Source organism: Streptomyces sp. NPDC017520, from assembly GCF_044329855.1.
Lineage (GTDB): Bacteria > Actinomycetota > Actinomycetes > Streptomycetales > Streptomycetaceae > Streptomyces.
Genome location: NZ_JBIRKB010000001.1, coordinates 527,625 through 546,467 on the forward strand (window position 1 = coordinate 527,625; position 18,843 = coordinate 546,467).

The window sequence follows — 18,843 nt, forward strand, 5'->3', positions numbered from 1 at the left end:
CCGTGGGCCGTACTCCTCACCAGGAGTACGGCCCACGGCCCTGTCGGTGCGGGGTGCGGTCAGTCCCGCTCGCCGCCCAGGTGGTGCACCCGGACCATGTTGGTGGTGCCGGGGATGCCGGGGGGCGAGCCGGCGGTGATGATCATCGTGTCGCCGTCGTTGTAGCGGTTCAGCTTCAGCAGCTCCGCGTCGACCAGGTCGACCATCGCGTCGGTGTTGTCCGCGTGCGGGACGACGTGCGACTCGACGCCCCAGCTCAGCGCGAGCTGATTGCGGGTGGACTCGTCCGTGGTGAAGGCCAGGATCGGTTGGGCCGTACGGTAGCGGGAGAGGCGGCGGGCGGTGTCGCCCGACTGGGTGAAGGCGACCAGGGCCTTGCCGTCCAGGAAGTCCGCGATCTCGCAGGCCGCGCGGGCCACCGAACCGCCCTGCGTACGGGGCTTCTTGCCGGGGACCAGCGGCTGGAGGCCCTTGGAGAGCAGCTCCTCCTCCGCCGCGACGACGATCTTCGCCATCGTCTTGACCGTCTCGATCGGATAGGCGCCCACCGAGGACTCGGCGGAGAGCATGACCGCGTCCGCGCCGTCCAGGATGGCGTTGGCGACGTCGGACGCCTCGGCGCGGGTCGGCCGCGAGTTGGTGATCATCGACTCCATCATCTGGGTCGCCACGATCACCGGCTTGGCGTTGCGCCGGCACAGCTCCACCAGGCGCTTCTGCACCATCGGGACCTTCTCCAGCGGGTACTCGACGGCCAGGTCGCCGCGGGCCACCATCACACCGTCGAACGCCGCGACGACGCCCTCCATGTGCTCGACGGCCTGCGGCTTCTCCACCTTGGCGATGACGGGGACCCGGCGGCCCTCCTCGTCCATCACCTTGTGCACGTCCTTGACGTCCTCGGCGTCCCGGACGAAGGAGAGGGCGACCAGGTCACAGCCCATCCGCAGCGCGAAGCGCAGGTCCTCGACGTCCTTCCCGGACAGGGCGGGGACGTTGACCGCCGCGCCGGGCAGGTTGATGCCCTTGTGGTCGGAGATGACACCGCCCTCGATGACGATGGTCCTGACCCGGGGGCCCTCCACCGCCACGACCTTCAGCTCGACGTTGCCGTCGTTGATCAGGATCGGGTCGCCCTTGACGACGTCGCCGGGCAGCCCCTTGTAGGTCGTGCCGCAGATCGACTTGTCGCCGGGGACGTCCTCGGAGGTGATGGTGAACTCGTCCCCGCGGACCAGCTCGACCGGGCCCTCGGCGAACTTCGCCAGCCGGATCTTCGGGCCCTGGAGGTCGGCGAGCACGCCCACCGCGCGGCCGGTCTCGGCGGCCGCCTTGCGGACACGGTCGTAACGGCCCTGGTGTTCCTCGTGGGAGCCGTGACTGAAGTTGAAACGGGCCACGCTCATGCCGGCCTCGATCAGAGCGACGAGCTGCTCATGGGAGTCGACGGCGGGACCGAGGGTGCAGACGATTTTGGAACGGCGCATGAGGCGGATCCTATCGGTTTGTTTCGCTGCGGAATATTCCGTCTGGTGGAAGGTACAAAGGGGCGCGGGGGTGCTCAGTTGTCGACCCCTCCGATCCCCGCGGGTTACGGTCGGCCGACGAGCGCGAACGTCTGGTCGGCGATCTCCAGCTCCTCGTCCGTCGGTACCACGGCGACCGCCACCCGCGCGTACTCCGGCGAGATCAGCCGCGGCTCTCCGGACCGTACGGCGTTGAGCGAGGCGTCCACCGCCATGCCCAGCTCCTCCAGGCCCGCGATGGCAGCTTCCCGCACCGGGGCCGCGTTCTCCCCGACCCCCGCCGTGAACGCCACCGCGTCCACCCGGCCGAGCACCGCGGTATAGGCGCCGATGTACTTCTTCAGCCGGTGGACGTAGATGTCGAAGGCCAGCGCGGCCCGCTCGTCGCCCTCGTCGATCCGGCGGCGGATCACCCGCATGTCGTTGTCGCCGCAGAGGCCGACCAGCCCGCTCTTCTTGTTCAGCAGGACGTCGATGTCGTCGGCCGACATGCCCGCCACCCGCTTCAGGTGGAAGGTGACCGCCGGATCGATGTCCCCGGAGCGCGTACCCATCACGAGCCCTTCCAAAGGTGTCAGCCCCATGGAGGTGTCCACGCACCGCCCGCCCGCGACCGCCGACGCGGACGCCCCGTTGCCCAGATGCAGCACGATGACGTTCACGTCCTCCGGCGCCCGGCCCAGCAGCTCGGCCGTCTTCCGGGAGACGTACGCGTGCGAGGTGCCGTGGAAGCCGTAGCGCCGGATGCGGTGCGCGTCGGCGGTCTCCACGTCGATCGCGTACCGCGCGGCCGCCTCCGGCATCGTCGTGTGGAACGCCGTGTCGAAGACCGCGACCTGCGGCAGGTCCGGCCGCAGCGCCCGCGCCGTGACGATGCCCGTGATGTTCGCCGGGTTGTGCAGCGGTGCGACCGGGACGAGGCGCTCGATCTCCTTCAGCACCTCGTCGGTGACCACGGTCGGCGCGGTGAACCTCAGCCCGCCGTGCACCACTCGGTGCCCGATCGCGGCGAGTTCGGGGGAGTCGAGGCCGAGGCCGTCCGCCGCCAGCTCCTCCGCCGCCGCCTTGAGCGCCGCGTCGTGGTCCGCGATCCGGCCCGTACGCTCACGGGGCTCCGCGCCACCGCCGGCCAGCGGCGTGTGCACCAGGCGCGAGGTTTCCTCGCCGATCCGCTCGACCAGGCCCGAGGCGAGCCGGGAGCGGTCGCGCATGTCGAGCAGCTGGTACTTCACCGACGAGGAGCCGGAGTTGAGGACGAGGACGCGGTGCGGTTCCACAGGGGCTGCCGTGCTTTCTTTTCCGGAGTCAGTGGCCGGGGGAGTGGGTGTCGTCATGCGGGGCGCTCCTCGCCCTGCGCCTGGATCGCCGTGATCGCCACGGTGTTGACGATGTCCTGGACGAGCGCGCCGCGCGACAGGTCGTTGACCGGCTTGCGCAGACCCTGGAGCACCGGGCCGACCGCCACCGCGCCCGCCGAGCGCTGCACGGCCTTGTAGGTGTTGTTGCCGGTGTTCAGGTCCGGGAAGATCAGCACGGTCGCCTGGCCCGCCACCTCGGAGCCGGGCAGCTTCGTCGCCGCGACGGACGGCTCGACCGCCGCGTCGTACTGGATCGGCCCCTCCACCCGCAGCTCGGGCCGCTCCGCCCGCACCCGCTCGGTGGCCTCGCGCACCTTGTCGACGTCCGCGCCGGAGCCGGAGGTCCCGGTGGAGTACGACAGCATCGCGATCCGGGGCTCCACGCCGAACCGGGCCGCCGTCACCGCCGACTGCACCGCGATGTCCGCGAGCTGCTCCGCGTTCGGGTCCGGATTGACCGCGCAGTCGCCGTACACGAGGACCTTGTCGGCCAGGCACATGAAGAAGACGGACGACACGATCGACGCGTCCGGCCTCGTCTTGATGATCTCGAACGCCGGGCGGATGGTGGCCGCCGTGGAGTGCACCGACCCGGACACCATCCCGTCGGCAAGACCCTCCCGCACCATCAGCGTGCCGAAGTAGTTCACGTCCGCCACCACGTCGACGGCCAGCTCCACCGTCACCCCGCGGTGCGCGCGCAGTTCGGCGTACCGCTCGGCGAAGACGCCCCGCAGCTCCGAGGTGTGCGGGTCGATCAGCTGGGTGTCCGCGAGATCGATGCCGAGGTCGGCGGCCTTCTTGCGGATCACGTCCACGTCGCCGAGGAGCGTGAGGTCGCAGACGTCCCGGCGCAGCAGTACGTCGGCGGCGCGCAGCACCCGCTCCTCGGTGCCCTCCGGCAGCACCACACGCTTGCGGTCGGAGCGGGCCTGTTCCAGCAGCGCGTGTTCGAACATCATCGGCGTGACGCGTCCGCTGCGGGCCACCGAGATCCGGTCGAGGAGGGCGCCGGTGTCGACATGTCGCTCGAACAGGCCGAGGGCGGTCTCCGCCTTGCGGGGGGTCGCCGCGTTCAACTTGCCTTCCAGGGCGAAGAGTTCGCCGGCGGTGGGGAAGGAGCCGCCGGCCACCGAAACGACCGGGGTCCCCGGTGCGAGCCGGGCGGCCAGCGTGAGTATCTCCTCGCCGGGGCGCTCGTTCAGGGTCAGCAGCACGCCCGCGATGGGCGGGGTGCCCGCGCTGTGCGCGGCCAGCGACCCCACCACCAGGTCCGCCCGGTCCCCGGGGGTGACCACCAGGCAGCCGGGCGTCAGCGCGTTCAGCAGGTTCGGCAGCATGGCCCCGCCGAACACGAAGTCCAGCGCGTCGCGCGCTAGCCCCGAGTCGTCGCCGAGCAGCACCGTGCCGTCCAGCGCCGCGGTGATCTGGGCGACGGTGGGCGCCGAGAGCGCCGGGTCGTCCGGCAGGACGGAGACGGGCACCGGCAGCCGGGCCGCGAGCCGCTCCGCGATCGTCTCGCGGTCCTCGGCGGCGACCCGGTTCACCACCATGGCCAGCACATCGCAGCCGAGGCCCGCGTAGGCGCGGTAGGCGTTACGGGTCTCGGCGCGGACGGACTCCGCGTTCTGCCCCTTGCCGCCGACCACCGCGATCACCGAGGCCCCGAACTCGTTGGCCAGCCGGGCGTTCAGCGCCAGCTCGTCGGGGAGCTGGGTGGCGGCGAAGTCGCTGCCCAGGACGAGGACCACCTCGTACTCACGGGCCACCTGGTGGAAGCGTTCGACGAGCCGGGAGACCAGCTCGTCCGTGCCCTTCTCCGCCTGCACGGCGGAGGCCTCGTGGTAGTCCAGGCCGTAGACGGAGGCCGGGCTCTGGGAGAGCCGGTAGCGGGCCCGGAGCAGCTCGTAGAGCCGGTCGGGTCCGTCGTGGACCAGCGGACGGAAGACGCCGACCCGGTCGACCTGACGCGTCAGAAGCTCCATGACTCCCAGCTCGACGACCTGCCGGCCGTCCCCCCGGTCGATCCCGGTCACGTACACGCTGCGCGCCACGCGTGCTCTCCCGTCCTTGTGTTCGGTGCCGCGACCCGTAGGGCGTCCGGACGTGCGGTGATGCCCCCGTGCCCGCCCGGTGATCCGCCGGGTGCGGCATTGGCCTGCATTGCCTCTTGACGATACCTGCGGGGGCCGCTAGGCCGCCCGCCGGAGAGCCCGCCCCGGCGGGGACCCTGGCTTCCCGCCCGAGAGGGCCTCCTACCCCCTGCGCCCGGCCGAAAGCGCGGGGCCCGTGCCGGGCGTGGGACAATCGTCCTGGTTCAGGGCACGGGGACTGCCAGGGCCCTTTCGTTTGGATCAGGGCGGATCAGGGAGCGGGGTCCGGTGCGTGCAGCTGCAAGGCGGAGGATTGAGGCAACGCGGAGCGTTGGTGATTGACGACAACGCCGCAGATGCGCGTGCCGGACCCCGCGAGCCCGCCCTGATCCAAACGAAAGGGCCCACGGTCGGTCCCCCGGAAAAGCGCGACTAACGAGCAGGAGACATACCTCGATGCGCATCGGAATTCTCACCGCGGGCGGCGACTGCCCCGGCCTGAACGCAGTGATCCGGTCGGTCGTCCACCGGGCCGTGGTCGGCCACGGCGACGAGGTCATCGGCTTCGAGGACGGCTTCAAGGGGCTGCTCGACGGCCACTTCCGCCCCCTCGACCTCAACGCCGTCAGCGGCATCCTCGCCCGCGGCGGCACCATCCTCGGCTCGGCCCGCCTGGAGCGCGACCGGCTGCGCGAGGCCGCCGAGAACTGCGAGGAGCTGTCCCGGCGTTACGGCATCGACGCGCTCATCCCGATCGGTGGCGAGGGCACGCTCACCGCGGCCCGCATGCTCTCCGACGCGGGCATGCCGGTCGTCGGCGTCCCGAAGACCATCGACAACGACATCTCCTCCACCGACCGGACCTTCGGGTTCGACACGGCGGTGGGCGTCGCCACCGAGGCCATAGACCGTCTCAAGACCACCGCCGAGTCCCACCAGCGCGTGATGGTCGTCGAGGTCATGGGCCGGCACGCGGGCTGGATCGCGCTGGAGTCCGGAATGGCCGGCGGCGCCCACGGCATCTGCCTGCCCGAGCGCCCCTTCCAGGTCGACGACCTGGTCAAGATGGTCGAGGAGCGGTTCGCGCGCGGCAAGAAGTTCGCCGTCATCTGCGTCGCCGAGGGCGCGCACCCGGCGGAGGGCTCCATGCCGTACGCCAAGGGCGAGATCGACCAGTACGGCCACGAGCGCTTCCAGGGCATTGGCAACCGCCTCGCCATCGAGCTGGAGACCCGGCTCGGCAAGGAGGCCCGGCCGGTCATTCTCGGCCATGTCCAGCGCGGCGGCACGCCGACCGCGTACGACCGGGTGCTCGCCACCCGCTTCGGCTGGAACGCCGTGGAGGCCGTGCACCGCGGCGACTTCGGCCGGATGACCGCCCTGCGCGGCAACGACATCGCCATGGTCCCGCTCGCCGAAGCCGTCACCCAGCTGAAGAGGGTGCCCGCCGAGCGGATGTTCGAGGCCGAGTCCGTCTTCTGAGGCCGAGTCGGTCTGCTGAGGCCTTCCGGCAGGGGCAGGCCCTCCGGAACCGCACGGGCCGCACGGGCCGCACGGGCGGCCCGTGCGGGGTCATACCCCGGCGGTCCGCCAGAACTGGTCCACCACCCGGGCCAGGAACGCCCGGCCCGCGTCGCCCGTCGACCCGGCGCGTTCCTGGCCGGTGCTGCTCCAGCTCAGCGTGGAGACCATCAGGGCCTGGTAGTCGGCGTGCAGCTGTTCCAGCACGTCCTGGATCAGCGCCCGGTCCAGCGGGACGATCTTGGCGACCGGGCGGACGTACGCCTGCCAGCGCGTGGTGACCGCGCTGCTCAGCAGCTCCGCCAGCTCCGCGTCGCGGCCCGTCGCCGTCAGGAACTGCGCGGCCGTCAGCTCCAGCGCCCGGCACAGGGCCGCCGACTGCTTCTCGTTGCCCCGCCAGCGCCCCGACTCCTCCATCCGCAGGTACGAGGCGCCGGTCATCCCCAGCAGGCGGGCCAGGTCGTCCACGGTCAGTTCCCGCGTCATCCGGTGCTCGCGCAGCGTGGCGGCGGCCGCCAGCAGCTCCCCGGGGGCGCACCAGAGGACGCCGGCGAGGGCGGTCAGCTCGCGCTCCCCGGGCGTCGCGAGGCCGCGCTCCCAGGCGATGACGGTCTCTGCGCTGATCCGGAGTCCGTACTGGGCGGCGAGCCCGTAGGCGACATGACCGGGAGCCATCCCCAGAGCCTCGCGGAGACTGCGCGCGGCGGGGGCGTTGAATGGCGGGGTGGGGTGCACGGGCCCACCGTAGAAGTCCATTTCCGCCCTGGCTACGGTACGTTCCCCACAGATCACGCTTCGTAGGAACCTCCAGCCGCGAACCGGGCGGGCGGTACGCGAATACCGTCCCACCAGCGCTTTCTTTTGCGTCTGCGGAGGGGGGTGCCACGGCCGTGAAACCGACCGGCAAGCGCTTGTCGGCCCTTCCCGCGCCGAACGGTCAGCGCCCGGAGACCAGCCAGCGGTAATGCAGTTCCGGTCGGCCGACCTGCCCATAATGCGGACGCCTCGTGGCGCTGCCGACGGTCACGAGGTGCTCCAGATACCGCCGGGCCGTGATCCGCGACATCCCGAGCCGCTCCCCGGCGGCGGCCGCCGTCACCCCTTCCGGCGACTCCTTCAGCACCCGGGTCACGGACTCCAGCGTCGGGCCGCTGAGCCCCTTGGGCAGCGCGGCCGGATGCGCGACCCGCAGCGCGCCCAGCGCCCGGTCCACCTCCTCCTGCCCGCTCGCCTCCCCGGCGGCGCCCCGGAACTCCGCGTACCGCACCAGCCGGTCCCGCAGCGTGGGGTACGTGAAGGGTTTCAGCACGTACTGCACGACGCCGAGCGACACCCCCTCCCGCACCACGGCGAGATCCCGCGCCGAGGTCACCGCGATCACGTCCGCCCCGTGGCCGGAGGCGCGCAGCGAGCGCAGCAGCCCGAGTCCGTGCCCGTCGGGCAGATAGAGGTCGAGCAGCAGCAGATCCACCGGCATCCTCTCCAGCGCCCGCACCGCCGCCGCCCGGGTGTGCGCCACCGCCGTGACCGTGAAGCCCTCCACCCGTTCGACGTACATCTGGTGGGCGTCGGCGGCCACCGGATCGTCCTCCACCACCAGGACCCGGATCATGCCGTGACCTCCTTGTGCACGGACCCGGGCGCGGACCCGGACCCGGACCCGGGCGCGGCCCCGGACCCGGGTGTGGGCCGTGAACCCGTCGGTGCCCGGGCCGGAAGCGGCAGCCGTACGGTGAACCGCGCGCCGCCGTCCGGACCCGCGTCCAGCTCCACCGTGCCCCCGTTGCGGTACGCCGCCTGCCGCACCAGCGCCAGACCGAGCCCGCGCCCCGCCCCGTGCGTCGACCAGCCGCGCCGGAACACCTCGTCCGCCGCCTCCGGGCGGATGCCCGCTCCGGTGTCCGCGACCCGCAGCAGCAGCTCCCGCTCGTCCGCGAGCGCGGTCACGGTGACCCGGGCCCGCGCCACCGGGCCTCCGGGCGCCCGGGGCGCGGGCACCGCCGCGGCGCCGTCGTCCGAGCCGTCGTCGGCGCCGTCCGAAGCCGCCTCCACCGCGTTGTCGATCAGGTTGCCCAGGATCGTCACCAGATCACGCTGGGCCAGCGAGGGCGGCAGTGCCCCGTCGTCGATCAGGCTGTCCTCCGCGAGCACCAGCTCCACGCCCCGCTCGTGTCCCTGGGCGGCCTTGCCGAGCAGCAGCGCGGCCAGCACGGGCTCCTCCACCGCCCCCACCACCCGGTCGGTCAGCACCTGCGCCAGCTCCAGCTCCGCCGTCGCGAAGTCCACCGCCTCCTCCACCCGGCCCAGCTCGATCAGCGACACCACGGTGTGCAGCCGGTTCGCCGCCTCGTGGGCCTGGGAGCGCAGCGCCTGCGTGAAACCGCGCTCGGAGTCCAGCTCCCCGGTCAGCGCCTGCAACTCGGTGTGGTCCCGCAGGGTCACCACCGTGCCGCGCCGCTCACCGCCCACCACCGGACGGGTGTTGACCACGACGACCCGCTCCGCCGTCAGATGCAGCTCGTCCACCCGCGCCTCGGACGCCAGCAGCGCCCCGGTCAGCGGCGCGGGCAGGGCCAGCTCGTCGACCGTACGGCCGACCGCCTCCGCGTCCGGCCTCAGACCCAGCAGCTCCCGCCCGGCGTCGTTGATCAGCGCGATCCGCCGCCGCCCGTCGAGCATCAGCAGACCCTCGCGCACCGCGTGCAGGGTGGCCTGGTGGTAGTCGTGCAGCCGGCTCAGCTCGGCCGCGTTCATCCCGTGGGTGTGCCGCCGCAGCCGGGCGTTGACCACGTACGTGCCGATCCCGCCGAGCGCCAGCGCCCCGCCCGCGGCCAGCGCGAGCGCGCCGAGCTGTTCCCGTACCTGCGAGGAGACCCGGTCCACGGTGATGCCCGCGCTGACCAGGCCGACGATCCGCCCGTTGTCGCGGATCGGGGTCACCACCCGTATCGAGGGGCCCAGGGTGCCGGTGTACGTCTCGGTGAAGGTCTGCCCGTCCAGGGCCTTCGCGGTGTTCCCCAGGAAGGTGTCCCCGATCTGGTCGGTGTCGGGATGCGTCCAGCGGACCCGCGCGGTGTCCATGATCGTGATGAAGGCGATCCCCGTGTCCTCACGCACCCGTTCCGCGTACGGCTGGAGCGCCGCGGACGGGTCCGGGGTGCGGATGGCCTCCCGTACGGAAGGAGAATCGGCCACCGCCAGCGCCGCCACCCGTACCTGCCGCGCGGCCGTCTCCTCGGCCTGCGCGCTGCCCGAGACGTACGCGAAGACGGCGCACCCGGCCACCACCGCGGCGATGAGCACGACCTGCATGGCGAAGAGCTGGCCCGCCAGGGATCGGGGGAGGGTACGGGGGAGGCGCATACCCCACAGTCTGCCTCGCCCCGCCGGGCCTTCTCCGGGTGGCCGGAAAGTGACTGTGAACGATATGAACGCAAGGGTGACCGGGGTCACAGCTCAGTGGATAGTCGCCGAAGCCCCCAGGGACGGGGGCGCAAGCTATGACCGAGCCGAGGAGCCCCACCATGGCTGTGGCAGCCAAACAACGGGACCGCACCCACTACCTGTACATCGCCGTGATCGCCGCCGTGGCGCTCGGCATCCTGGTGGGCTTCGCGGCCCCCGGGGTGGCCGTCGAGCTGAAGCCCATCGGCGCCGGTTTCGTGAACCTGATCAAGATGATGATCTCGCCGATCATCTTCTGCACGATCGTCCTGGGCGTCGGCTCGGTGCGCAAGGCCGCCAAGGTGGGCGCGGTCGGCGGTCTCGCGCTGGGCTACTTCCTGGTCATGTCGACCGTGGCCCTCGCCATCGGCCTGCTCGTCGGCAACGTCCTGGAGCCCGGCTCCACCCTCCACATCACCGAGCAGGCGCGGGCCGCCGGCGAGGCGCAGGCGTCGGGTGCGAGCGAGTCCACGGTGGACTTCCTGCTCGGCATCATCCCGACCACGATCGTCTCCGCCTTCACCGCGGGCGAGGTCCTCCAGACCCTGCTCGTCGCGCTGCTCGCGGGCTTCGCGCTCCAGGCGATGGGCTCGGCCGGCGAGCCGATCATCCGAGGCATCACCCACATCCAGCGCCTCGTCTTCCGCATCCTCGCCATGATCATGTGGGCCGCCCCGGTCGGCGCGTTCGGCGCGATCGCCGCGGTGGTCGGCGAGACGGGCCTCGACGCCCTGAAGTCCCTGGCGATCATCATGATCGGGTTCTACGTCACCTGCGCGCTGTTCGTCTTCGTGGTGCTCGGCGCGATCCTGCGCCTGGTCGCCGGGGTCAACCTGTTCTCGCTGCTGAAGTACCTGGGCCGTGAGTTCCTGCTCATCCTGTCCACCTCCTCCTCCGAGTCGGCCCTGCCGCGGCTGATCGCGAAGATGGAGCACCTCGGCGTCAGCAAGCCCGTCGTCGGCATCACCGTGCCGACCGGCTACTCCTTCAACCTCGACGGCACCGCGATCTACCTCACGATGTCCTCGCTGTTCATCGCCAACGCGATGGGCGACCCGCTGAGCGCGAGCGAGCAGATCTCGCTGCTGGTCTTCATGGTCATCGCCTCGAAGGGCGCGGCGGGCGTGACGGGCGCGGGCCTGGCGACCCTGGCCGGTGGGCTCCAGTCGCACCGCCCCGAGCTCGTCGACGGCGTCGGCCTGATCGTCGGCATCGACCGCTTCATGAGTGAGGCCCGCGCGCTGACCAACTTCGCGGGCAACGCGGTCGCCACGGTGCTGGTCGGCCACTGGACCAAGGAGATCGACAAGGACCGGGTGGGCGAGGTGCTGGCCGGGCGGGTCCCGTTCGACGAGAAGACCCTCGTCGACGACCATGCCCCGGCAGGCGGCTCGGGGGAGGTCCCCGAGCAGCGGGACACCGCGGAGCAGCCCGCGAAGGTCTGACCCGACGCCCCGCCTCCACATCCCTCACAGCCACTGCGGCCCCCCACCCGAGGACACCCGTACCCCCCCGGTACGGGTGTCCTCGGTCTCCGTGTCCGGTACTGGTGCCTTGTGTCCGTGTTCTGTCACGACCGTTCCGGACCGCACAACCCTCCTCGTCCGGCTCCGGTCTGGAGAGGTGCAGGACCGTAGTCCGCCCATGAGCCTCCACGACCGAAGGACTTTCATGCGCATCCCCCCTTCCCGCAGCCGTATCCTGCGCGGCGGGACCGTCGCCGTAGCCGCCGCAGCGATGGTGGCGCTGGGCGCCGTGCCGGCGCTCGCCGCCGAGCCGGAGCCGGATCTCGGCGTCGGAACGATCGCACCGATCAAGGGAGTCCAGGCCGGAAGCGCGTTCTCCACACCCCTGACCTTCCTCAACAAGGGGACGGAGGAGGTGGCCGTCTCCTACGTGACGTACGCCGTGTCACCCGGTCTCCAGGCCGACGAGATGTACAAGAACTGCAGCTACTACACGATCCCCTCCTACGACGAGATGCCCGACTCCCACGTCGCCGCCTGCACGATCGACCAGCCGCTGAAGCCGGGCGTCGTCTACGGGACGGAGAAGCCGCTCTCCCTCAAGGCGCTCGACTCCGCGCTCAACGACGACCTGCGGGTGACGCTGGGCGTCACCGAGCCGGACCCGGACCAGGGCGACAGCGGCTCCACCGATCCGGTCCAGGGCACCGGCGACCCGCTCACCCTCGTGGAGAAGGGCCCCGCCACCGACGCCGACCGGGAGAACCACCCCGAACCGACCGCCGAGGCCGCCGTCACCGCGGCGAACACCGCCGACTTCGGCCTGACCGGCGCCGAGCTGAAGGGAAAGGCCGGCGACAAGGTCGAGGCGACGGTGAAGTTCGTCAACAAGGGCCCCGCCCGGGTGCAGGGGAAGACCGGCCAGAGCGTGACCACCGTCGACATCCGCATCCCGAAGGGCACCTCCGTCGTCAAGGCGCACGGATACTGCGACGCGGTCACCAAGACGCACTACAGCTGCGGGACCTCGCAGTCCTGGGTGGATGCGGACGGCGGCGAGAGCTACCCCTTCGTCCTGCGCATCGACAAGGCGGTCGGCCGCGCCACCGGCGAGGTCTCCTTCAGCGGGCAGGAGCGCCCCTTCGACCGGAACGCGGCCAATGACACCGCGCAGATCGTGATCGACACCGGCAAGGAACCGGACACCTCGGGCTCCACCGGCTCCACCGGCGGTACGGGGGGTACGGGCGGCTCCTCGTCCACCGGAGGCTCCGGCTCCACCGGCTCCACGAGCACCGTCGGCGGGACCGGCACCACCGCCGGCACGGGCGGCTCGACGGCCGGCGGCGCGACCCCGCAGACGACCGGCGGCAACCTCGCCGCGACAGGCTCGGACTCCACCGCCCCGCTCGTCGGCATGGCGGCCGCGGCGGTCGCCGCGGGCGGCGGCGTCATCTGGGCCGTACGCCGGCGGACGGCCCGCGCCGACTGACGGCGCGGCGCCGACGCCCTTGCGTTGACGTCGGCGTCAAGGAATACGTTCGTCCCATGCGAATCGGGGAGCTGGCGAGACGAGCCGGAACGACGACGCGGACGCTCCGCTACTACGAGTCGCGCGGACTTCTGCCCGCGCGGCGCGCGGAGAACGGCTACCGCAGCTACGACGAGGGCGACCTGCGCCTCCTCCTCCAGATCCGGACCTTGCAGGACTTCGGGTTCGACCTGGAGGAGACCAGACCCTTCGTCGACTGTCTGCGCTCCGGTCACCCGGCCGGGGACTCCTGTCCCGCCTCGCTCGCCGGCTACCGGCGCAAGCTCGACGAGCTGGACGCCCTGATCGACCAGCTCACGAAGGTGCGCGCCGAGGTCGGCACGCAGCTCGCCCGAGCCGAACTGGAGGCGTCGGCCGCCCTGCCCGGTGGACCGGAGCCCCGCTGCCAACTGGGAGGACACCCATGATCCGGACCGAAGGCGTCACCGACGTCACCGACGTCACCGAGGAGACCTTCGAGGCGGAGGTGCTGGAATCGGCGCTGCCCGTGCTGGTCCAGTTCACCGCCGACTGGTGCGGCCCCTGCCGCCAACTCGCTCCGGTGCTGCGGGAGATCGCCCGCGAGGAGGCCGGCCGGCTCAGGATCGTCCAGCTCGACGTCGACCGCGAAACCGCGATCTCCGTACGGTACGGGGTACTGGCGACACCGACCCTGATGGTCTTCCGGGCGGGCGAGCCGGTGAAGTCGATCGTGGGCGCCCGGCCGAAGCGGAGGCTGCTCCAGGAGCTGGCGGACGTCCTCGCCCCGGCAGCCCCCACCGGCCTGGACCGCGCCGACCTGGACGCTTACCCGAAAGTGCGTATCTGACAGTCAAGTGGGTTCTGGTCAGACCCTGTTCGCCCGCCCAGCATGGTCCCCATGACGCAAGCGGACACGACCACCGAACCCACCCCCGTCACCGTCCTCGGCCTCGGCGACATGGGCCGCTCCCTGGCCCGCGCCTTCGTGGCCGCCGGTCACCCCACCACTGTCTGGAACCGTTCTCCCGAGAAGGGCGAGGACGTCGTCTCCCTGGGCGCGGTGCGAGCCGCGTCCGCCGAGGAGGCCGTGCGGGCGAGCGGGCTCGTCGTGGTCTGCCTCGTCGACTACGACGCCTCCGACGCGGTCCTGGAGCCGCTGGCCGGGGCGCTGGAGGGGCGGGTCCTGGTCAACCTCACCTCGGACACCCCGGCCCGGTCGCGGCAGGCCGCCGCCTGGGCCGAGAAGCACTCCTTGGCGTACCTCGACGGGGCGATCATGGTGCCGGTCGACGTGGTCGGCTCGGCGGACGCGCTGGTGTTCCACTCGGGCGACCGGGCCGCGTTCGAGGCCCACGAGTCCGCCCTCAAGGCGCTCGGCGCGCCCGCCACCTTCCTCGGCGAGGACCACGGGCTCGCCGCCGCCTACGACATGGCGATGCTGGACTTCTTCTACGGAGCCATGGGCGGCCTCGTCCACGCCTTCGCGCTGGCCCGGGCTGAGGGCATCGACGGCGCGTCGCTCGCCCCGTACCTCAACACGATCGCGGGCATTCTGCCGCCGATCGCCGCGTACACGGCGCAGGACATCGACACGCGCTCGTACACGGGCGAGGGCGCGAACCTCGCCATGATGGCGGCCAGCGTCGACCACATCCTGCACACCGCGAAGGATCGAGGCCTGGACGTCTCGCAGCTCGCCGCGCTCAAGGGCGTCGCCGACCGGGCGATCGCCAAGGGCCACGGCCCCGACTCCTGGTCGAGCATCGTCGAGGTGATGGCCGCCGACCACTGACCCGCCGCCCACTGGGACACGCCCTAAGGGGGAGACGCCCTAAGGGGGAGGGGCCCGCACCACGTCGTCATCGACGCGGTACGGGCCCCCGGCCGTTCACCCCGGCCGGCTACGCCGGGCGGAACCACACCGTGGCCAGCGGCGGCAGCGTCAGCGAGATGCTGCACGGGCGGCCGTGCGCGGGCACCGCCTCCGCCTTCAGCGGCTCCTCGTTGCGCACGTCGCCACCGCCGTACCGGGCGGCGTCGGTGTTCAGCACCTCCACCCAGCCCTCCGTACCGGTCTCCGGCACGCCGAGGCGGTAGTCCTGCCGGACCGCCGGCGAGAAGTGGGAGACCGCCAGCAGCGGGGAGCCGTCCGCGTCGTACCGCAGGAACGCGAACACGTTGTCCTCGGCCGCTCCGCCGTCCACCCAGCTGAACCCCTCCGGCACCGTGTCCCGCTGCCACAGCGCGGGCACCGCCCCGTAGACCGCGTTCAGGTCGCCGACCAGGTCTCGCACCCCGCGGTGGTCGCCGGACGCCCCGTAGGAGGGGTCCAGCAGCCACCAGTCCGGACCGTGCCCCTCGGACCACTCCGCTCCCTGGGCGAACTCCTGCCCCATGAACAGCAGTTGCTTGCCGGGATGGGCCCACATGAAGCCCAGGTAGGCGCGGTGGTTGGCGCGCTGCTGCCACCAGTCGCCGGGCATCTTCGCCACCAGCGCCTGCTTGCCGTGCACCACCTCGTCGTGCGAGATCGGCAGCACGTAGTTCTCGCTGTACGCGTACACCATCGAGAAGGTCATCTCGTTGTGATGGTACTTGCGGTGGACCGGCTCCTTGGCGATGTACTGGAGCGAGTCGTGCATCCAGCCCATGTTCCACTTCAGCCCGAAACCCAGGCCCCCGCCGTCGGTGGGCCGGGTGACGCCGTCCCAGGCCGTGGACTCCTCGGCGATGGTGACGACTCCGGGGTTGCGGCGGTAGACCGTCGCGTTCATCTCCTGGAGGAAGGCGACCGCGTCCAGGTTCTCCCGGCCGCCGAACTCGTTGGGCGACCACTGGCCGTCCTCGCGGGAGTAGTCGAGGTAGAGCATCGAGGCCACCGCGTCGACCCGCAGGCCGTCGATGTGGAACTCCTCGCACCAGTAAGTGGCGTTGGCGACGAGGAAGTTGCGGACCTCGGTGCGGCCGTAGTCGAACTCCAGCGTTCCCCAGTCCGGGTGCGCCGCGCGCCGCGGGTCGGAGTGCTCGTACAGCGGCCGGCCGTCGAACTCGGCCAGGGCCCAGTCATCGCGCGGGAAGTGCGCCGGCACCCAGTCCATGAGCACGCCGATGCCCGCCCGGTGCAGGGCGTCCACCAGGAAGCGGAAGTCGTCCGGGGTGCCCATCCGCGAGGTCGGCGCGTAGAACCCGGTGACCTGATAGCCCCAGGAACCGCCGAAGGGATGCTCGGAGACCGGCATCAGCTCGACATGCGTGAAGCCCAGGTCCTTCACGTAGGCCGGGAGCTGCTCGGCAAGTTGACGGTACGTCAATCCGGGGCGCCAGGAAGCGAGATGCACCTCGTACACCGAGAACGGGGCCTCGTGGACCGGCCGGTCGCCCCGGTGGGCCATCCAGTCCGCGTCCTGCCACTGATGGTGTGACGCGGTGACGATCGAGGCGGTCGCGGGCGGCACCTCGGTGCGCCGGGCCATCGGGTCGGCCCGCACCGTGTGCGAACCGTCCGGGCGGCAGATGTCGTACTTGTACAGCGCGCCCTCCCCGACCCCGGGCAGGAACAGCTCCCACACCCCGGTCGAGCCGAGCGAACGCATCGGGAAGCCCGTGCCGTCCCAGTAGTTGAAGTCACCGGTGATCCGCACGCCGCGCGCGTTCGGCGCCCAGAGGGTGAACCGGGTGCCGGCCACCCCCTGGTGCTCCATCGGCTCCGCGCCGAGCGCCCGCCACAGCTCCTCGTGGCGGCCCTCGCCGATCAGGTGCAGATCGAGCTCGCCGATCGCGGGCCAGAAGCGATACGCGTCCTCCACCTCGATGACGTTGTCTTCGTACGCCACTTCGAGCCGGTACGCGGGGGCCTCCGGCACCGGCAGCACGCCGGAGAAGAAGCCGTCGCCGTCGTCGTGCAGCTCGGCCCGCAGCCCGGTGGCCAGCACCGTGACCGACCGGGCGAACGGCCGCAGCGCCCGTACCAGCACTCCGCCGGGGACCGGGTGCGCGCCGAGCACGTCGTGCGGCGCGTGGTGGTCACCGGCCAGCAGGCGGCCGCGGTCAGCACCGTCCAGGGCCGGTGCGGGGCGGGCGCCCTGGCCGTCCCCGGCCTGCCGGGGTCGCGGCGGGCCCGCGTCGGCGCGCCGGGGCCGGGCACGCCCGGCGGACGCGGCCTTCGTGGTGGTCGTTGCGGGCGCGGGCGTCGGCGCCGCTGCCACGTCGACGGCGGCTTCGACGGGCGCCTCGACCGGCGCTTCGGCAGGGATCTCGACGGGCAGTTCGGCGGGCACTTCGGCGGTCTTGCGGGATGCCTTGCGGGACGGCTTGCGGGCGGTCACAGGGACTGCCTCCTCGGAGGGTGAAGGGGAGGTGCGTGGGGTGGAGGGGAGGTGCGTGGGGTGCGGCTCAGGCCGCTGCGGACTGGGCCAGTCGCTGGATGGCCGCCATCGGAACCGGCAGCCAGTCGGGGCGGTGCCGGGCCTCGTACAGCACCTCGTACACGGCCTTGTCGGTCTCATGGGCGCGCAGCAGCTCCGGTTCGCCGCGCGGGTCGCTGCCGGACGCCTGCGCGTAGCCCTCGCAGTAGGCGGCACGGCAGCGGGCCGCCCACTCCGGGTTCCACGGGCGGTGCGAGCGGGCCGCGTAGTCGAAGGACCGGAGCATGCCCGCGACATCGCGGACCGGGGGCGCGGGCATGCGGCGCTCGGGGAGCGGGCGGGCCGGTTCGCCCTCGAAGTCGATCAGCGACCAGAACCCGTCGGCGGAGCGCAGCGTCTGCCCGAGGTGGAGATCGCCGTGCACCCGCTGCTGGGCCCAGCCGCTGCCCCGGATCCCGAGGTCCGTCACCGCCTCGAACGCGGCGCGCAGCCCGGGAACGTACGGCACGAGCGCGGGGACCGCCTGGGCGGCGGCCTCCAGCCGCCGGGTCATCTCCGCGACGAGCTGCCGCGTCTGGGTGCCGCGCAGCGCCGGCGTCGGCAGCGCGGCGGCGAGGGCGGTGTGGACCTCGGCGGTGGCCCGGCCCAGCGCCTGGGCCTCCGTGAGGAAGTCGCGGCCCGCGGCGAGCGCGCCCAGCGCGAGCTGCCAGCCGTCGCGCGCGCCGTGCAGGAAGGGCTGGAGGACGCCGAGGGTGAGCGGTTCGGGTCCTGGCGCCTCGAACCAGGCGACCGGGGCCGGTACCCGCTTGCACCCCTCGCCGCCGAGGGCGAGCGGCAGTTCCAGGTCCGGGTTGGTGCCCGGGAAGACCCGCCGGAAGATCTTGAGGATGTACGCGTTCCCGTAGACGAGCGAGGAGTTGGACTGTTCGGCGTCCAGCACCCGGGCCGCGAGGCCGGCCGGGATCGCGGCGGTCCGCTCGAAGCGCAGCGAGCCGAGACTCCCGGGGCGGCGGAAGCGTTCCAGCAGCAGATCGGCCAGCCGCGGGTCGTGCAGCGCGTCGTAGACGGCCCGTCCGGCGAGCGGGCCCCGCTCGACCCGGCCGATCAGGGCGCCCGCGAGGAGCGGTGGAAGTGACGTTCTTGCACCGAGGAGCAGTTGGTAGCAGTCCTCGGCCGGGCGGGTCTGCTGGGAGGGCTGCTCGACCCGCACCAGGAGGTGCAGCAGCCCCGGGCCCGCCGTGCCGTCCAGCGGCAGCATCTCGGTGGCGGAGACCAGGGAGAAGCCGGTGACCGGCCGGCCCTTGCCGGCGAACCACCGCTGCCGGGGCAGCCAGGCGTGGAGCAGGGGGGCGAGGGACGGCAGCAGATTCCCGTCCTTCGTCACTCCGGCCGTTGCGCTGTTCCTCGTGCTCTTCGCCAGGGCGACGTGAGTGGATGCAGCCTCCGACATGGCATCGCGTCCTTTCCCCGGGCACACCACAGGATGCGAAGAGTGTCCCGGATTGCGGCAATGGCTGTCCGGCTGTGCGGGACGTGTCGGGAGAGACGCGTTCTTACG

The 18,843-nt window shown here is 72.0% G+C and carries 14 protein-coding genes; 6 read left to right on the forward strand and 8 right to left on the reverse strand.

What is annotated here, in order from left to right:
* Window positions 1-59 precede the first annotated feature (59 nt).
* From pyk to pta, 3 genes are all read right to left on the reverse strand, one after another.
* A complete protein-coding gene (gene pyk / locus ACH4KB_RS02390) occupies window positions 60-1,487 on the reverse strand; it encodes a pyruvate kinase (protein WP_398062764.1) in 1,428 nt (475 codons plus the stop codon).
* A 104-nt stretch (window positions 1,488-1,591) separates the two neighbouring features.
* Window positions 1,592-2,803: an acetate kinase gene (locus ACH4KB_RS02395; RefSeq protein WP_398062766.1), complete on the reverse strand. Its 1,212-nt coding sequence runs from the start codon at window positions 2,801-2,803 to the stop codon at window positions 1,592-1,594.
* A 53-nt stretch (window positions 2,804-2,856) separates the two neighbouring features.
* Window positions 2,857-4,938, reverse strand: coding sequence for a phosphate acetyltransferase (gene pta / locus ACH4KB_RS02400; protein ID WP_398062768.1), 2,082 nt, complete (start codon window positions 4,936-4,938; stop codon window positions 2,857-2,859).
* Window positions 4,939-5,433: 495 nt separating this feature from the next.
* On the opposite strand from pta, the gene ACH4KB_RS02405 reads away from it, so the two are divergent.
* Window positions 5,434-6,459 carry an ATP-dependent 6-phosphofructokinase gene (locus ACH4KB_RS02405; RefSeq protein WP_329159706.1) on the forward strand — a complete coding sequence of 342 codons (1,026 nt, stop codon included), beginning with the start codon at window positions 5,434-5,436 and terminating at the stop codon, window positions 6,457-6,459.
* A gap of 90 nt (window positions 6,460-6,549) precedes the next feature.
* On the opposite strand, the gene ACH4KB_RS02410 is transcribed toward ACH4KB_RS02405, so the two are convergent.
* The 3 genes from ACH4KB_RS02410 to ACH4KB_RS02420 form a co-directional block, all read right to left on the reverse strand.
* The gene (locus ACH4KB_RS02410) at window positions 6,550-7,254 is read right to left on the reverse strand and encodes a helix-turn-helix domain-containing protein (RefSeq protein WP_398062771.1); all 705 of its coding nucleotides are present in this window, start codon (window positions 7,252-7,254) and stop codon (window positions 6,550-6,552) included.
* 181 nt (window positions 7,255-7,435) lie between these two features.
* Complete coding sequence (locus ACH4KB_RS02415) at window positions 7,436-8,110, reverse strand: response regulator (RefSeq protein ID WP_398062773.1); 675 nt, start codon at window positions 8,108-8,110, stop codon at window positions 7,436-7,438.
* Entirely contained in the window at window positions 8,107-9,861 is a 1,755-nt protein-coding gene (locus ACH4KB_RS02420) for an ATP-binding protein (protein WP_398062775.1), read from the reverse strand. The genes ACH4KB_RS02415 and ACH4KB_RS02420 overlap by 4 nt, the downstream gene beginning before the upstream one ends.
* Window positions 9,862-10,022: 161 nt before the next feature.
* On the opposite strand from ACH4KB_RS02420, the gene ACH4KB_RS02425 reads away from it, so the two are divergent.
* The 5 genes from ACH4KB_RS02425 to ACH4KB_RS02445 all read left to right on the forward strand — a co-directional run bounded on the left by ACH4KB_RS02425 (window position 10,023) and on the right by ACH4KB_RS02445 (window position 14,713).
* Window positions 10,023-11,387 carry a cation:dicarboxylate symporter family transporter gene (locus ACH4KB_RS02425; protein ID WP_398062777.1) on the forward strand — a complete coding sequence of 455 codons (1,365 nt, stop codon included), beginning with the start codon at window positions 10,023-10,025 and terminating at the stop codon, window positions 11,385-11,387.
* Between the two features lie 226 nt (window positions 11,388-11,613).
* Window positions 11,614-12,900: an LAETG motif-containing sortase-dependent surface protein gene (locus ACH4KB_RS02430; protein WP_398062779.1), complete on the forward strand. Its 1,287-nt coding sequence runs from the start codon at window positions 11,614-11,616 to the stop codon at window positions 12,898-12,900.
* Window positions 12,901-12,956: 56 nt separating this feature from the next.
* Window positions 12,957-13,367: a MerR family transcriptional regulator gene (locus ACH4KB_RS02435; RefSeq protein WP_398062781.1), complete on the forward strand. Its 411-nt coding sequence runs from the start codon at window positions 12,957-12,959 to the stop codon at window positions 13,365-13,367.
* Window positions 13,364-13,768: a thioredoxin gene (gene trxA, locus ACH4KB_RS02440; protein ID WP_398062783.1), complete on the forward strand. Its 405-nt coding sequence runs from the start codon at window positions 13,364-13,366 to the stop codon at window positions 13,766-13,768. Before ACH4KB_RS02435 ends, trxA begins: the two co-directional genes overlap by 4 nt.
* 51 nt (window positions 13,769-13,819) lie before the next feature.
* Window positions 13,820-14,713 (forward strand): NAD(P)-dependent oxidoreductase, encoded by an 894-nt coding sequence (locus ACH4KB_RS02445; RefSeq protein WP_398062785.1) that lies wholly within the window; start codon window positions 13,820-13,822, stop codon window positions 14,711-14,713.
* Window positions 14,714-14,822: 109 nt separating this feature from the next.
* On the opposite strand, the gene glgB is transcribed toward ACH4KB_RS02445, so the two are convergent.
* Window positions 14,823-17,246 (reverse strand): 1,4-alpha-glucan branching enzyme, encoded by a 2,424-nt coding sequence (glgB, locus tag ACH4KB_RS02450; RefSeq protein WP_398062787.1) that lies wholly within the window; start codon window positions 17,244-17,246, stop codon window positions 14,823-14,825.
* 67 nt (window positions 17,247-17,313) lie between these two features.
* Window positions 17,314-18,735 carry a phosphotransferase gene (locus ACH4KB_RS02455; RefSeq protein WP_398062789.1) on the reverse strand — a complete coding sequence of 474 codons (1,422 nt, stop codon included), beginning with the start codon at window positions 18,733-18,735 and terminating at the stop codon, window positions 17,314-17,316.
* Window positions 18,736-18,843 lie beyond the last annotated feature (108 nt).

Excerpts from the sequence above, each read along its gene's own strand:
- pyk (WP_398062764.1), bottom strand. The coding sequence starts at position 1,487 with ATGCGCCGTTCCAAAATCGTCTGCACCCTCGGTCCCGCCGTCGACTCC.
- ACH4KB_RS02405 (WP_329159706.1), top strand. The coding sequence starts at position 5,434 with ATGCGCATCGGAATTCTCACCGCGGGCGGCGACTGCCCCGGCCTGAAC.
- ACH4KB_RS02410 (WP_398062771.1), bottom strand. The coding sequence starts at position 7,254 with ATGGACTTCTACGGTGGGCCCGTGCACCCCACCCCGCCATTCAACGCC.
- ACH4KB_RS02415 (WP_398062773.1), bottom strand. The coding sequence starts at position 8,110 with ATGATCCGGGTCCTGGTGGTGGAGGACGATCCGGTGGCCGCCGACGCC.
- ACH4KB_RS02420 (WP_398062775.1), bottom strand. The coding sequence starts at position 9,861 with ATGCGCCTCCCCCGTACCCTCCCCCGATCCCTGGCGGGCCAGCTCTTC.
- ACH4KB_RS02425 (WP_398062777.1), top strand. The coding sequence starts at position 10,023 with ATGGCTGTGGCAGCCAAACAACGGGACCGCACCCACTACCTGTACATC.
- ACH4KB_RS02430 (WP_398062779.1), top strand. The coding sequence starts at position 11,614 with ATGCGCATCCCCCCTTCCCGCAGCCGTATCCTGCGCGGCGGGACCGTC.
- ACH4KB_RS02435 (WP_398062781.1), top strand. The coding sequence starts at position 12,957 with ATGCGAATCGGGGAGCTGGCGAGACGAGCCGGAACGACGACGCGGACG.
- trxA (WP_398062783.1), top strand. The coding sequence starts at position 13,364 with ATGATCCGGACCGAAGGCGTCACCGACGTCACCGACGTCACCGAGGAG.
- ACH4KB_RS02445 (WP_398062785.1), top strand. The coding sequence starts at position 13,820 with ATGACGCAAGCGGACACGACCACCGAACCCACCCCCGTCACCGTCCTC.
- ACH4KB_RS02455 (WP_398062789.1), bottom strand. The coding sequence starts at position 18,735 with ATGTCGGAGGCTGCATCCACTCACGTCGCCCTGGCGAAGAGCACGAGG.